Origin of the sequence: Vallitalea maricola (assembly GCF_036985595.1) — a bacterium.
GTDB classification, from domain to species: domain Bacteria; phylum Bacillota; class Clostridia; order Lachnospirales; family Vallitaleaceae; genus Vallitalea; species Vallitalea maricola.
Genome location: NZ_BTPU01000319.1, coordinates 1 through 293 on the forward strand (window position 1 = coordinate 1; position 293 = coordinate 293).

The 293-nt window shown below is 31.4% G+C and carries 1 protein-coding gene; it reads right to left on the reverse strand.

What is annotated here, in order from left to right:
• A partial coding sequence (locus AACQ14_RS24225; protein WP_423248010.1) for an ABC transporter permease occupies nt 1-278 on the reverse strand: 278 nt, incomplete at its 3' end.
• Nucleotides 279-293: the final 15 nt, after the last annotated feature.

Here is a 293-nt window from a genome sequence, read left to right on the forward strand (position 1 = left end):
CCTATAGATTTAATATAAATACCGTGTTTTGTTTTATTTAAAAACATAAAAGCTATTAAAAATATTCCTATTGCTATTAAACTTGAAACTGGAATGACCCCTACATATCCTGCACCAAAATAATCAAATTTTTCTTTTAGATTAGAAATCGGTTTACCATTAGTGATAAGCAAGGCTAATCCTCGGGTTATTTGCATCATGGCAAGTGTTACAATAAATGATTGTATTTTCCCATACACAGTCAACAAACCATTTATCAGACCCATAGTAGCTCCCATCAATAACCCAGCAAT